This is a genomic window from uncultured Phenylobacterium sp. (genome assembly GCF_902826855.1).
In the GTDB taxonomy this organism is placed as follows: domain Bacteria; phylum Pseudomonadota; class Alphaproteobacteria; order Caulobacterales; family Caulobacteraceae; genus Phenylobacterium.
The window spans coordinates 1-11,163 of sequence record NZ_CADEGK010000151.1 but is presented as its reverse complement, the minus strand read 5'-3'; the positions used below and the strand labels follow the sequence as shown (position 1 = coordinate 11,163).

General features: G+C 69.1%; 12 protein-coding genes and 1 pseudogene. 4 read left to right on the top strand and 9 right to left on the bottom strand.

The window, feature by feature from the left end:
• The coding region (locus QZV94_RS18020; RefSeq protein ID WP_293679852.1) for a calcium-binding protein at nucleotides 1–1,543 on the top strand (1,543 nt) is incomplete at its 5' end.
• Here QZV94_RS18020 and QZV94_RS18015 read toward each other — a convergent pair.
• Complete coding sequence (locus tag QZV94_RS18015) at nucleotides 1,498–1,833, bottom strand: ParB N-terminal domain-containing protein (protein ID WP_293679848.1); 336 nt, start codon at nucleotides 1,831–1,833, stop codon at nucleotides 1,498–1,500. The genes QZV94_RS18020 and QZV94_RS18015 overlap by 46 nt on opposite strands.
• Nucleotides 1,826–2,809, bottom strand: a complete 984-nt coding sequence (locus QZV94_RS18010; protein WP_293679845.1) for a toprim domain-containing protein — start codon at nucleotides 2,807–2,809, stop codon at nucleotides 1,826–1,828. The genes QZV94_RS18015 and QZV94_RS18010 overlap by 8 nt, the downstream gene beginning before the upstream one ends.
• Nucleotides 2,810–3,064: 255 nt before the next feature.
• Here QZV94_RS18010 and QZV94_RS18005 point away from each other — a divergent pair, with 255 nt between their 5' ends.
• From QZV94_RS18005 to QZV94_RS17995, 3 genes and pseudogenes are all read left to right on the top strand, one after another.
• A complete protein-coding gene (locus QZV94_RS18005; protein WP_293679842.1) occupies nucleotides 3,065–3,676 on the top strand; it encodes a type IV toxin-antitoxin system AbiEi family antitoxin domain-containing protein in 612 nt (203 codons plus the stop codon).
• Complete coding sequence (locus tag QZV94_RS18000; RefSeq protein WP_293679839.1) at nucleotides 3,673–4,581, top strand: nucleotidyl transferase AbiEii/AbiGii toxin family protein; 909 nt, start codon at nucleotides 3,673–3,675, stop codon at nucleotides 4,579–4,581. The genes QZV94_RS18005 and QZV94_RS18000 overlap by 4 nt, the downstream gene beginning before the upstream one ends.
• Nucleotides 4,582–4,763: 182 nt before the next feature.
• A pseudogene (locus tag QZV94_RS17995) lies at nucleotides 4,764–5,150 on the top strand (response regulator); the annotation flags it as partial.
• Between the two features lie 225 nt (nucleotides 5,151–5,375).
• On the opposite strand, the gene QZV94_RS17990 reads toward QZV94_RS17995, so the two are convergent.
• From QZV94_RS17990 to QZV94_RS17960, 7 genes are all read right to left on the bottom strand, one after another.
• Nucleotides 5,376–6,473, bottom strand: a complete 1,098-nt coding sequence (locus tag QZV94_RS17990) for an HWE histidine kinase domain-containing protein (protein ID WP_293679837.1) — start codon at nucleotides 6,471–6,473, stop codon at nucleotides 5,376–5,378.
• Between the two features lie 290 nt (nucleotides 6,474–6,763).
• The gene (locus tag QZV94_RS17985; protein ID WP_293679834.1) at nucleotides 6,764–6,976 is read right to left on the bottom strand and encodes a hypothetical protein; all 213 of its coding nucleotides are present in this window, start codon (nucleotides 6,974–6,976) and stop codon (nucleotides 6,764–6,766) included.
• Between the two features lie 21 nt (nucleotides 6,977–6,997).
• Nucleotides 6,998–7,261: a helix-turn-helix transcriptional regulator gene (locus tag QZV94_RS17980; protein ID WP_293679829.1), complete on the bottom strand. Its 264-nt coding sequence runs from the start codon at nucleotides 7,259–7,261 to the stop codon at nucleotides 6,998–7,000.
• A gap of 109 nt (nucleotides 7,262–7,370) precedes the next feature.
• Complete coding sequence (locus tag QZV94_RS17975) at nucleotides 7,371–8,039, bottom strand: LPD7 domain-containing protein (protein WP_293679824.1); 669 nt, start codon at nucleotides 8,037–8,039, stop codon at nucleotides 7,371–7,373.
• Nucleotides 8,029–9,903: a type IV secretory system conjugative DNA transfer family protein gene (locus QZV94_RS17970; RefSeq protein ID WP_293679819.1), complete on the bottom strand. Its 1,875-nt coding sequence runs from the start codon at nucleotides 9,901–9,903 to the stop codon at nucleotides 8,029–8,031. Before QZV94_RS17970 ends, QZV94_RS17975 begins: the two co-directional genes overlap by 11 nt.
• Entirely contained in the window at nucleotides 9,869–10,870 is a 1,002-nt protein-coding gene (gene virB11 / locus QZV94_RS17965) for a P-type DNA transfer ATPase VirB11 (protein WP_293679814.1), read from the bottom strand. The genes QZV94_RS17970 and virB11 overlap by 35 nt, the downstream gene beginning before the upstream one ends.
• A 3-nt stretch (nucleotides 10,871–10,873) precedes the next feature.
• The coding region (locus tag QZV94_RS17960; RefSeq protein WP_293679811.1) for a TrbI/VirB10 family protein at nucleotides 10,874–11,163 on the bottom strand (290 nt) is incomplete at its 5' end.

Here is an 11,163-nt window from a genome sequence, read left to right as displayed (position 1 = left end):
CGGCGTGGCCTGGGGCAGCGGCTCGGCGGGCAACGACTCGCTCTATGGCAACGCCAGCGCCAACACCCTGTTCGGCGGCTCGGGCGCCGACCTGCTGGACGGCGGCTCGGGCGGCGACAGCCTCTACGGCGGCTCGGGCAACGACACCTTCACCATCGACACCGGCACCGACCGCGCCTTCGGCGGCGACGGCAGCGACACGGTGCGCACCACGGCCAACGCGACGCTGGGCGGCGGCATCGAGAACCTGGTGCTGCTGGGCACCGCCAAGTTCGGCATCGGCGACGCCGACGCCAATGCCATCACCGGCAACAACCAGGCCAACACGCTGCTGGGCAACTCCGGCAACGACACGCTGAACGGCGGCTCCGGCATCGACAGCCTCTACGGCGGCTCGGGCAACGACCTCTACCTGGTGGACACCGCGACCGACCGCGTGACCGATGTCGTCAACGGCGGCTACGACACGGTGCAGGCGAACCTCAGCTTCACGCTGGGAGCGGAGATCGAGGCGCTGATCCTGGGCGGCGCGGCCGCGATCAACGGCTTCGGCAACAACGTCGCCAACTTCATCCAGGGCAACGGCGCCAACAACACGCTGGACGGCAAGGTCGGCGCCGACACCCTCGTGGGCGGCTCGGGCAACGACGTCTACTACCTCGACAACCTGGGCGACACGGTGGTGGAGACCCAGGGTCTCGACATCGTCCGCGCGCAGGTCAACGGGATCGGCCTCTTCGCCGGGGTCGAGGCGCTGCAACTCCAGGCCGGCGTGGCCTGGGGCAGCGGCTCGGCGGGCAACGACTCGCTCTATGGCAACGCCGGGGTCAACACCCTGTTCGGCGGCTCGGGCGCCGACCTGCTGGACGGTTCGTCCGGCGGCGACACGCTGATCGGCGGCTCGGGAGACGACACCTACGTGGTCGATACCGCGAGCGATACGATCTTCGACGCCGGCGGCCTCGACACGGTGCGCGCGGCGGCCAACACGGTGCTGGCGGCCGGCCTGGAGAACCTGGTGCTGCTGGGCACCGCCAAGGTCGGGCAGGGCAACGCCGCGGCCAACCTGCTGACCGGCAACAACCAGGTCAACACGCTGTTCGGCTTCTCCGGCGCCGACTCCCTGAACGGCGGCAGCGGCATCGACACCCTGGTCGGCGGTTCGGGCAACGACAGCTACTTCGTCGACACCGGCACCGACCGCATCATCGAGCTGGGCGGCGGTGGCCTCGACACGGTGCACTCGGTCGCCGGCGCCTACACCATGGCGGCGGAGGTGGAGAACCTCACCATGGGCGGCAGCGCGCTGCGCGCCATCGGCAACGGGCTCGACAACACCATGACCGGCACCGGCGGCACCAACTCGCTGGCCGGCGGCAGCGGCAACGACTGGCTGATCGGCGGTTCCGGCGCCGACAGCCTGATCGGCGGCTTCGGCAACGACACGCTGGCGGTCGACACCGCGACCGACAAGATCTTCGAGGTGGCCGGGCAGGGCTACGACTGGGCGCTGGCCTCGGCCAGCTGGCACTCCACCAGATAGTCGTCGTCGATCGCGCCGCGCTCTTTCAGAAGCAGCAAGGCCAGCCGCCGACGGCGGCCGTCGAGCGCCATGTGGGCCTCCTCGCCTTTGCGCCCGGAGCGGACGATCGGCGGGATCACCACGCCGGCGGCCAGGATGGTGTCGGCGAGCTGGGGCACGCCGTCATCGGCCGGCTCGGCGAAGCGAAGGTTCTCCTTGGCCAGGCCCAGGTCGCCGAGGCGAACCTGGATGCGGACCATGGGCGCCGCCAGGACGGCGGTCTCAGACGTGGGGAAGGTGACGTCAGTCATTGGGATCAGGCTCCGGCGCCTGGGCGAGGGTCATCCTGCCCCTGGGCGCACCCGACCCCGCCCTTCCTCTCTCCTCCCGACCGCGGCCGGGCCCGACCGCCACGAACCACTCGTTCCAGTCTCCATATGCACCCGGCGGCAGGGCCACGGCCGCCGTCACCCCGTCATGGACCAGCCCCGCGCGCAGCCGCTCGGCCGACGCCTCCCCGTCCTGGCCGCGGTCGGCGGCGATCAGCACCGAACGCACGCCGGCCGGCGGACGCCAGACCCGCAGGTTGCGCGTCGAGCCCAGCGCCCAGCCGGGCAGACCGAACCACGCGCTGGCGGACCGGGTCGTGAACACCCCTTCGCCGACCAGCATGTCCGGGGCGGCCTCATCCAGCCGGATGGCGCAGCCGCCGGGCGCGGGGCCAACGGTCTTGCGCGCGAGGCGCAGGTCGGTGGCGCGCCAGCCCTGGGCGGTCAGGTAGGTCACCTCCACCGCCGTCAGTTCACCGTCCGCCGTGCGGATCGCCGCCAGCAGGGCGGGGCGGGCGTAGCCGCCCCGGCGATAGGCGGAGACCGGCGTCTCTCCGTTGTGGCGCAGGACGTCAGGCGCTGGCAGTGGGCCGACCCAGCCGCGCGCCCGGCAGTAGCGCTCCGACGCTGTACCGGCGGTGCGGCGCCCGCCTTCCCACAGCCGCAGCGCCGCCTCGCGCCGCGCCAGGCGGGTCGCCGGCGCAGGGACCGCCCGCGCCTCAGCCGCCGCCACCGACAGCGGCGCATTGGCGGCGTCGATCAGCTTCAGCGTGCGCAGATGGTCGAGCACCTCGCGCCAGTCGCCGCCGCCGAAGGTGTGCACCACCACCCGGTCCCCCTGAAGGAGGAGCGAGACCGAGCGGTCGTGACGGCTGTGGCCCGGCGCGGGGATGTTGGCGCGGCGGCCGCGATCGTAGAGGTCGCCGCCCAGGGTCCGAACGATCATGTGAAGAGACATGGCACAGCTCCGGATGAGTCCGGTCGTCCGGTCCCTCCCTCCTCCTATGATTGGCCTGGCCCGCGAGGCCCCTCGCCCCGGCCTCGCCGGCCGCTCCCCGTTTCCGGGGCGTTGCGGGGCGTCCCCGCTCGAAGGGGTCGACGGAGACCCGGGGCTCCGGCGCAGGGGAAGGCTTTCCCCTCCTCCTGCACCCCTCTGCGTTGTTACAAAACCTAGGTCTTTGCAAACATTCATCTAGGATTTATAACCCACTCCATGGAACCGAAAGGCCATCGCCAACGCGCCATCAAGGTGGCCCAAACCCGTGGGATCGCCCGCGGGTCGGACTTCGACGCGGCTGGGGTGCCGCGCATGACCCTCAAGCGCCTGACCGAGGAGGGCGTGTTCCTCCAAATCGGACGCGGACTCTACCGTCTCGCCGGCTCGCCCTCGGATGTCGCGACGAGCCTGGCGGAAGCCGCGCGCCTCCAGCCCCGCGGCGTGATCGGCCTGCTGTCGGCCCTGCAGTACCATGACCTCACCACCCAGACGCCGCACGCCGTGTGGATGCTGCTCGGCCCCAAGGACTGGGCGCCCACCAGCGCCCCGGTGCAGATCCGCGTCATCCGCGCCAGCGGCCGCGCCCTCACCGAAGGCGTCGAGCACCACGAGATCGACCAGGTGTCGGTCCCGATCACTTCGCCCGCGAAAACCGTGGTCGATGCCTTCAAGTACCGCAACAAGATCGGCCTCGACGTCGCGGTGGAGGCGCTGCGCGACCTCATGCGGCGCGCCGATCGCAAATCCCCCATCGACGAGCTCTGGCGCTTCGCCGAGATCGATCGAGTCCAGACCGTGATGCGCCCCTACCTCGAGGCGCTGACGTGACCGACAAGCCCAAGGACATGGCCGTCTCCGCCCGCGCGCGCCTCACCAACCGGGCGCGCGAGCGCAAGGAGAACGCCCAGCTGCTGATGACCCGCTACGTCATCGAGCGGCTCCTGTGGCGCCTCAGCGTCTCAGACTACCGGCAACTCTTTGTCCTCAAGGGCGCCATGCTCTTCAGCCTCTGGGCGCCCACGCCCTACCGGGCCACCGGCGACCTGGACCTGCTGGGCTTCGGCAACAACGACCCCGACCAGGTGGCCGGCCTCTTCCGAGAGGTCATGGTCATCGCGGCCGATGACGGGATCATCTTCAAGCCGGACTCCGTCGTGGCGGCCGCCGCCCGCGCCGAGGACGAGTACAGCGGGGTCCGCCTCGACTTCCAGGCCGAGCTCGCCGGCGCGCGCCCGCCGATCCACGTCGACATCGGCTTCGGCGACGCCATCACGCCCGGCGCCCAGGACATCGACTATCCCTCGCTGCTGGACCTGCCGCAGCCGAAGCTGCGGGCCTATCCGCCTGAAACCGTCGTCGCCGAGAAGTTCCAGGCGATGACCGCGCTCGGCATGATCAACACGCGGATGAAGGACTTCTTCGACCTCTGGGCCATCGCCAACACCTTCACCTTCGAAGGCCCGATCCTCGCGAAGGCCATCGCCGCCACGTTCGCGCAGCGCGAAACACCGCTGCCGAGCGAGCCGCCGGTCGCACTCACCGCAGCCTTTGCCGACGCCAAGCAGGCGCAGTGGGCCGCGTTCCTGAAGCGCACCGAGATTTCACTCGCGCCCGAGCCGTTCCCCGAGATCCAGGCCCAGATCGCATCGCTGGTCATGTCCCCGACGCTCGGCGCGGCGAAAGCCGAGCCGTTCGCGGCCGCCTGGCCGGCCGGCGGACCCTGGGCCGGCTGAAGGTCTGGCCACCCGGCCAGCCGCGAAGCGGCGCCGTGATCCCTTCGATGCGGCTGCGCCTATGGCCCTCCATCTCGGGGGCGTTGCGGGGGCCGCCCCGCTCGATGAGGTCGGGCAAGAACTTGGCTTGACCGCAGAGGAAAGTCTTCCCCCTCCCCTTTCGCCCGGACCCCTAAGGACCGGTGCGTTCTGACATTGCCTGTTATCCAACACTTGGGGGAGCTTTCGTGAGTGAGTTGCCGAGTGGCCCAGCCGTCCTGCTGGCCGACGACGAAGTCCTGGTGCGGGACCTTGTTCAGGAGCCGTTGGAAGAGGCGGGGTTCCGGGTCGTGACGGCGGGCACTGGTCGCGAAGCGCTCCAAGCGTTGGCCGGCGATGGCGACCTGAGGGCACTGGTGACCGATATCAATTTCGGCCCCGCCCCCTCAGGCTGGGAGGTGGCCACCGCCGCCCGCGAGGCTAACCCGACCATCGCGATTGTCTACATGACGGGCGACAGCGCCCACGAGTGGAGCGCGCATGGGGTGCCCGGCAGCGTCGTTATCGCCAAACCCTTGGCACCCACGCACATCGTCGTCGCGCTGTTTAACCTACTGAACCAGGCGCATCCTCGTCCACGCCCTCAGGCTGAGCTTGTCATATGGACAGCCCGTCCTCGGATGTCGGTTCTCGTTGCGGATGGTCGCGACGTCTGCTTGTCGCAAGCCCGTCGCAGGCGCTCGACCCGTGGCGCGCGATTGCAGCAATCCCAGAGACGTGGCGTCTATTCAGCGAGCACTCGCCAGTCTTTCCGCCTAGTGTGCGAGCTCGCGCAGCGCTCGGAGCACTGGAAGCGGACTGTCGAGCTGGTAGACGATGCCTTCCGGCTCGTAGCGCACTGTCACCTCCCCATGAAGCTGCCCGGCCAGAGCTCCTAAGAGCCGCGTACCGAAGCCTCGCCGGGTGGGCTGCACAACGCGCGGACCGCCCCTTTCTGTCCAGGTCAGGCTGAACAACTGGCTTTGCTCATCGGCCGTGGAGATGATTTCTACGCGGCCCGTTGGATTGGACAGGGCGCCATACTTCACCGCATTGGTGCAAAGCTCATTCAGCGACAAGGTCAGCGGCAGAACGGCCGCAGGACCTATTGCGATCGCCGCGAAAGGCAAGACGAAGCGCGGATCGTCATCATCTTCGAAGGGTTCGACGGCGGCTGCGACAAGGTCGGTCAGCATGGCGCCGGCCTCATTGGCCTTGAGCAACAGGTCCTGGGCCCTACCCAGCGCGGTGAGACGATTGATGATCGCCTCGCGGCCCTCCTCCAGGGTCGCCGCCGACCGCAGGCTCTGAGACGTTATGGCCATAACCGTCGCCAGCATGTTCTTCATGCGGTGGTGCATCTCGTCCAACAACAGACGTTGGAGCCGCTTCGCGCCTTCCTGTTCTGTGGCGTCGATTCCGGCCGCCTCTAGCAGGCGTGCCGCATCGTGTCTGGCCAACTGCAGCAAGTCGCGCAGGCCGGAATTCTCGGTTTCAAGCACATCCCTTTCCGGCGGGCCGGTGACCTCCCGGATGGCGACGATGACGACCGGGCCCTCGGTAGAGCGATAGGGACTGAGACTGATTTCAGACCGAAATTCGCTGCCGTCTTTGCGTCTTGCGGCGAGGTTCAACCCCGCACCCATCATGCGCGGGCTGGGGTCGGCCATGAAACGCGCCATGTGCGCCGCGTGGCCGCTCCGATAGCGCTCGGGCACCAGGAGGTCCGGCGATTTTCCCAAGAGTTCATTGGGAGCGTACCCCAACATGGCTTCGACCCGCCGGTTGGCAAAGTTGATGCGACCGCGGGCATCGACGACGACGACCGCGTCTGGGTTCGCCTCCGAAAACTCGCGATAACCCGTTTGCGTCATGCCTCACGCACGTCGGGGCGTAGTGGACCAGCGCGCAGTACGGCCGGAATGGGGGAGGTCGCCATTAGCGGCCCTTCGCGAAGGCTGGAGGTTCCCCGGGGTGGAAGCCGTTCCCAGGACATGGAGTGCGGGAACTCTGCCCACGAGCCAGCCAACTATACTCTATGATGATGCGCGCAGCGATGCGGTGTTGCGACGCGAATTTCCGTCGCAGAACCTTCCGATGATCAACCGCCATGCGATCATGATCGGATCCAGCGCGACGTGCGCTGGGCGAACAGCCTTGTCACTCAGTGCCTCGGCTGCGGCGGCAGCATGGCGGCAACGGTCTGCGACCAGACGGCCAGGATCTCGGCCTGTTCGGCGTCGGTTTCGCCCACCGTGTCGGCAAAGACCTGCAAGAGCCGGGCAAACTCATCTGTCGTGGTGACACCCGAGGCCTGCAGCACGCTGGCCACCAGCGCGACCATCTTGCCGTGCGCACAGACAAGGGCCCGATCCATTGGCCCTAGCCCTTGCCGAGATCATTCGCGGCGACGTCGGCCGCTGCGCAGGGGTTGCGGCTTGTCCGCGTCGGGCTCCGGTTCGGCGAGCAGCGCTGCGACCGGCACGTCCAGCGCCTCGGCCAGTCGGTCGAGTAGATCGACGGACGTGTTGCCCTGTTCCCGCTCAAGCTCGCTCACCCAGGCTCGGTCGACACCAGCATCGATCGCCAGCCGCTCCTGTGAGAGCGACTTGGCGGTGCGTAACGCCCGCAGATTCCAAGCGAGAAGCGCCCGTCCCTTCATGGAAGAACGGGGACACTTCTGTCGCCGATGAAACCACGGTCTCTAGACTACATATTGCGAAGGGCGAGGATCTACTCAAGCCCGCGTTGAATCTACCAATGCCGCATAACTAGCGGCTGCGCTGCCGATCTCGCGCGCGGTGCGACTCTGGCTGAACCTGCGCCCGGCCCACGTCGAGCGGCCGGAGCCTCGCGCCCTGCTCCAGCCAGGACGCCAAGCGCTCGCGAGCGGCCGAGAGGATCCGGTCCTGAGCCGGTCGGTCCCCGACCCGCGCCCGCACCACAGCCTCGACGACCCGCATGTTGCTGCGCCCTGCGCCGCTGCTCTCGCGAGCCTCGCGATCTCCCCGCTCCGGCCGCTCGGCGGCCGTGCGGGCGGCTTTCCGTTCCAGCGCCGCCTGCCGCCGTTCAAGCTCCTGACGATCCCGCTCGGTGGGCTGGTAGCCTCTGACTTCGATGCCGAGCGTGCCCGCCGTTAGCCAGGCCTCACGGCGAAAGGCGGCCTCGCCGTGGACGACGACGACGGTCCAGCCGCGATGGTGCGCGACGGCGGCCATGTCGCGGATCGCGTTGGGGTCCGATCGCGGCGACGTCAGGCGGGCGCCCAGGTCGCGGAAGGCGGCGGTCTGGATGCGGGCGTCGGCGTAGAAGCCCAGTCCCGGGCCGCCACGGTCGTCGAGGTAGTACCGCCGCTTCAAGGTCTCGGGCACATCCCCCTTGCTCGTCGAGCGCCCGCGGCCCTCGCTGTCGATCTGGTTGCGATCGATGTCACCGGACATAGTCGACCTCCTGTCGCGTCACGGACGCGTCGATAAAGCGCTCCATCCAGCCTTCGACCTCGGCGTCGGTCGCGCCCTCGGCCGGCAGGGCCTCGAAGCCCGCCGCCTCCAGGGCCGGCGCGACGAGGTCGAGGCTTAGGTCGTCCTGGCGCGATGCGGCCGCCGCCGCCACGGGCGGCGGCGGTGAGATTGAAACCCCTGTCCCGATCCCGGGATGGGCGGCGACGGCCGGCGGCGGAGCCACGCGGGCCTGGAACGCCTTCTCGCGCCAGTACTGGATCTTGCGGCCGCGCACCGGCGGCATGCCCGCGCGCAGCAGGATGAGCTGGGAGGGGTCCATCTGGATCAACTCCTGCGGCATCATCAGGGCGCGGCGCTGATCGGATTCGGTGGTGCTGCGCCGGCCACCCGACAGCAGCGTCGGCCGGCTGTGGGACCGGCTCGAATAGGTCCAGAAGCCAAGGCGTTCGGAGAGGTCCTGCGCGACCTTCAGCTCTTTGGGCGCGAAGGCGATCTCCAGGCCGCAGTTGGCCATGATCTCTTCGGCCAGGTCTGGACCGTACTCAGCGCGCAGCTGCGCGGGGCTCTGAAGGACTGGCAGGAGGCGCAGGCCGTAGCCCGCGACATAGGAGAAGCCGTGGGCGATGACGGACGCGTGCCCAAGGCGCGCGAACTCGTCGATCACCATGAGCACCTGGACCGCGTGCCGCTCCGCGGTCGGCCGCTCGCGGGTGTTCAAATCAACAAGCTGCTGCAGCAGGAGATTGTAGAGCGGCGCCACCCGCGCCAGGTTGTCCGGCGAGACGCCGAGGTAGAGCGACATCCGGCGCTCCCGCAGGTCGCGAAGGTCGAAGTCACTGGCGTCGGTCGCCGCGCAGACGCGGGGATTCAGCCAGAGGTTCATCCGCGCCGTGATCGTCTGCTTGATCGAGGCGAAGGTGTTTTCCGACGCCGAGCAGAAGTCGGAGAGGGCGCTGACGCAGCCATAGGAGAGCGGCCGGCCGGCCGCCGCCCGCGCGCTGACCTCTTCGGGCAGGCGGGTGCGCGGGTCGCCGTGGGTCAGCTCCCGATAGATGGCGCCCAGGCTGAAGGGCAGGTCCGGGGTTTCGGCGACGTAGGCGCCGACGCCGATCAGTCCGGTCCGCGCCGCCTCGGCCCAGAAGGGGTCGCCGTGCTGCGGCGGCGGAAAGAGCATGACGGCGAGCTTCTGCAGCTCGTCGAGCACGGCGACGGCGTCGGTGCGGTCGATATGGCCAAGGGGATTGAACCGCGCCGTCCGGCCCTCCGCATCGAGGGGGTCGAACAGCACCACGTCCTGGCCGTGGGCGGCGCGGAAGCCGGCGCTGGCCTCCCAGTTCTCACGCTTCACGTCGAGGACCACGACGGAGTCCGGCCAAGTCAGGAGGTTCGGAATGACCACGCCGACGCCCTTGCCGCTTCGGGTCGGCGCATGGAGCATGACGTGCTCCGAGCCGCCGAACACCAGCAACCGGCCGCCCTTGCGGCCGAGCACGATCCCCTGGCGCGCCCGCAGGCCGGCGCTGACAAGCTCGGCCTCGCTGGCCCAACGGGCGGCGCCATGCAGCGGAGGACGCCGGTTGCGGACGACGCCGATGGTGACCACTCCCGCGCCGCAGAAGGCCGAAAGCAGGCCGACGCCGAGCCACCGCCGCACCAGCGGATCGTCGCGGAAGTACCAGAACCAGGCCGGGACCTGCGCCGGATCGATCTCGGGCGACAGGCGCTTCAGGCCCGCGAGAGCAATGACCACGGCGAGCCCGCCCAGCAGGGCGGCTCCCGCCGTCGCCAGCGTGGCGACATAGGCGGCCTTAAGCGGCCAGGGCGCGCTTGCGAAGCGGGTCATACCAGACCTCCGTCATGCGGAAGCGGCCGTCGATGCGGCGCAACTGCACCACCACATCGACCAGCATGTGCAGCAGGGACCGGATGTCATCCCGCCCCAGATCCCGGCCGCCTTCGGACTCCTTCACCAGCAAGGTGAGCTGTTCGAAAGCCAGGGTAGCGCTGTCCGCGTGGATGGTGGTGATAGAGCCGGGATGGCCGGTATTGACGTTCCGCAGATAGAAAAAGGCGGTGCCGTCGCGCAGCTCCTGCAGCAGGATGCGGTCCGGCCGCATGCGGAGCGCGCTTTCCAGAAGCTGCTTGGCGCCCACCTTGGCGAGTCCCTGCCCGTCCTTGGCGTAGAGCATGTGCACGGCGTTGCGATGGGGGACGGTCAGCTCGCGGGCATCCTCGATGGTCAGCAACCGCTCGCCTTCGGGGATCAGCCGCACCAGCCCCTTGGCGAAGGTGGTCTTGCCCGACCCCGTCGCGCCGGAGATCAGCACATTACGCCGGCTCCGCACCGCCAGCCGGAAGAAGGCCGGCCAGTCGCCGGCGTCGCGCAACGCCAGAAGCGATGTCTCCTCGGCCGCGAGGTCGTTGGTCGCCAGGGCCACGTCGTCGAACAGCCCGTTGCGGGCGAAGGCGTCGAGATCGAAGGTTGCCTCGGACGGCTTGCGCAGGGTCAGCGACAGCCGCTCCGCCGCCGGCGGAATGACGATCTGGCATCGGTCACCGCCCGGCAGCACGGTCGAGCAGATCGGGGCCTCTGGGGTGACGTCCTGGGCGGTGAAGGCGGCCGCGGCCTTGGCCAGGGTGGAGAGCCAGGTCTCGGTCAGGTCGGGCGCCGCGCGCCATTCCCAGCCGCCCTCGTCTTCGATGCCGAGTTCGCCCGGACGATTGACCACGACCTCGGTCACACCGGCCGGCTCCAGGCAGGCCTGAAGGGGCCGGAGATAGTGCTCAAGGACGGCGGTGTCGTGGGCCATGGCTCAACGGCTCTTGAGGCCGTAGACGCCGGAGAAGTCGAAATCCTGGGCGACGAAGATCGACACCTCGGACCCCTGTGCCTTGCGCAAGCTGGGCGGGATGTTGATCAAGTTCTGCACCGCGATCCCGGCGGCGTCCGACGGCAGGCGGGTGATATTGGACCCGTTGTTCGGGCCGGCCACCGCATAGGCCGCGTCATCGACGATGCTGAGCAGCAAGGCGCCGCCGAAGCGGTCCCAGAAGTGGGTGTCGATCTCGCCGTCGAAGCCGGCTCGCCCCACCGGGTCGGACG

Excerpts from the sequence above, each read along its gene's own strand:
- QZV94_RS17970 (WP_293679819.1), bottom strand. The coding sequence starts at position 9,903 with ATGACCCGCTTCGCAAGCGCGCCCTGGCCGCTTAAGGCCGCCTATGTC.
- QZV94_RS17980 (WP_293679829.1), bottom strand. The coding sequence starts at position 7,261 with ATGAAGGGACGGGCGCTTCTCGCTTGGAATCTGCGGGCGTTACGCACC.
- QZV94_RS17975 (WP_293679824.1), bottom strand. The coding sequence starts at position 8,039 with ATGTCCGGTGACATCGATCGCAACCAGATCGACAGCGAGGGCCGCGGG.
- QZV94_RS17990 (WP_293679837.1), bottom strand. The coding sequence starts at position 6,473 with ATGACGCAAACGGGTTATCGCGAGTTTTCGGAGGCGAACCCAGACGCG.
- QZV94_RS18005 (WP_293679842.1), top strand. The coding sequence starts at position 3,065 with ATGGAACCGAAAGGCCATCGCCAACGCGCCATCAAGGTGGCCCAAACC.
- QZV94_RS17985 (WP_293679834.1), bottom strand. The coding sequence starts at position 6,976 with ATGGATCGGGCCCTTGTCTGTGCGCACGGCAAGATGGTCGCGCTGGTG.
- QZV94_RS18010 (WP_293679845.1), bottom strand. The coding sequence starts at position 2,809 with ATGTCTCTTCACATGATCGTTCGGACCCTGGGCGGCGACCTCTACGAT.
- virB11 (WP_293679814.1), bottom strand. The coding sequence starts at position 10,870 with ATGGCCCACGACACCGCCGTCCTTGAGCACTATCTCCGGCCCCTTCAG.
- QZV94_RS18015 (WP_293679848.1), bottom strand. The coding sequence starts at position 1,833 with ATGACTGACGTCACCTTCCCCACGTCTGAGACCGCCGTCCTGGCGGCG.